The sequence below is a fragment of the Pallidibacillus pasinlerensis genome, assembly GCF_009996845.1.
Taxonomy (GTDB): domain Bacteria; phylum Bacillota; class Bacilli; order Bacillales; family Caldibacillaceae; genus Pallidibacillus; species Pallidibacillus pasinlerensis.
The window spans coordinates 1-1,226 of sequence record NZ_JAACYS010000147.1; the positions used below are offsets into that span (position 1 = coordinate 1).

Sequence of the window (1,226 nt, forward strand, 5' to 3'; positions counted from 1 at the left end):
TACGGAGGATTAGCTCAGCTGGGAGAGCACCTGCCTTACAAGCAGGGGGTCGGCGGTTCGATCCCGTCATCCTCCATTTATTATGCCGGTCTAGCTCAATTGGTAGAGCAACTGACTTGTAATCAGTAGGTTGGGGGTTCAAGTCCTCTGGCCGGCACCATTAATTTTTTTCTTGACTCAAATTAAAAATAATGATAATATTTTAAAGTCATTAATTATGAGCCGTTAGCTCAGTCGGTAGAGCACGTTGGAATAAGCTGCGAAGCGAAACATCAGCGTACCGATTTCGCAAACATCTTTGAATAAACTTCCCGAAATCGGGACGTCGAAGTTGTTCTAAAAAATGCAAAGCAAAGGTTATAAATCAAATTTTAATACGAGCCGTTAGCTCAGTCGGTAGAGCATCTGACTTTTAATCAGAGGGTCAGAGGTTCGAATCCTCTACGGCTCATCATCCCTTTGCGGGTGTGGCGGAATTGGCAGACGCACCAGACTTAGGATCTGGCGCCGTAAGGCGTGGGGGTTCGACTCCCTTCACCCGCACCACGCAAGATAAATTAAATAACGCGGAAGTAGTTCAGTGGTAGAACACCACCTTGCCAAGGTGGGGGTCGCGGGTTCGAATCCCGTCTTCCGCTCCATGAATATTATGCCGGGGTGGCGGAACAGGCAGACGCACAGGACTTAAAATCCTGCGGTAGGTGACTACCGTACCGGTTCGATTCCGGTCCTCGGCACCATTTTTAATGCGCCCGTAGCTCAATTGGATAGAGCGTTTGACTACGGATCAAAAGGTTAGGGGTTCGACTCCTCTCGGGCGCGCTTTAATAATCGGGAGAAGAGAGTCGGGAAGTAGCTCAGCTTGGTAGAGCACTTGGTTTGGGACCAAGGGGTCGCAGGTTCGAATCCTGTCTTCCCGATAATAGAATATTATATAATGATATGGGGCCTTAGCTCAGCTGGGAGAGCGCCTGCTTTGCACGCAGGAGGTCAGCGGTTCGATCCCGCTAGGCTCCACCAAATACATTGTTGACAAATTATACTTACCATGTATAATAGAACATGTCGATTATTGAACCTTGAAAACTGAACAAGACAAAGCGTTTTAATTAAACATTTAGTCAGTTTTAATTTTGAGCAAATCAAACACTTTTTTGGAGAGTTTGATCCTGGCTCAGGACGAACGCTGGCGGCGTGCCTAATACATGCAAGTCGAGCGAACCTCA

9 tRNA genes and 1 rRNA gene are annotated in these 1,226 nt (G+C 47.4%); all 10 read left to right on the plus strand.

The features are described 5' to 3' along the window. Window positions 1–3: 3 nt before the first annotated feature. A tRNA-Val gene (locus GW534_RS15910) sits at window positions 4–76 on the plus strand. 8 nt (window positions 77–84) lie between these two features. Further along, window positions 85–160 (plus strand) — tRNA-Thr (locus GW534_RS15915). A gap of 218 nt (window positions 161–378) precedes the next feature. Further along, a tRNA-Lys gene (locus GW534_RS15920) sits at window positions 379–451 on the plus strand. 10 nt (window positions 452–461) lie between these two features. Further along, a tRNA-Leu gene (locus GW534_RS15925) sits at window positions 462–546 on the plus strand. A gap of 20 nt (window positions 547–566) precedes the next feature. After that, window positions 567–641: transfer RNA gene (locus GW534_RS15930), tRNA-Gly, on the plus strand. A gap of 10 nt (window positions 642–651) precedes the next feature. Then, window positions 652–740, plus strand: a tRNA-Leu gene (locus tag GW534_RS15935). Between the two features lie 8 nt (window positions 741–748). After that, window positions 749–822 (plus strand) — tRNA-Arg (locus GW534_RS15940). 24 nt (window positions 823–846) lie between these two features. Next, window positions 847–920, plus strand: a tRNA-Pro gene (locus GW534_RS15945). A gap of 24 nt (window positions 921–944) precedes the next feature. After that, window positions 945–1,020 (plus strand) — tRNA-Ala (locus GW534_RS15950). A 131-nt stretch (window positions 1,021–1,151) separates the two neighbouring features. Next, window positions 1,152–1,226: ribosomal RNA gene (locus GW534_RS16215) — 16S ribosomal RNA — on the plus strand; the annotation flags it as partial.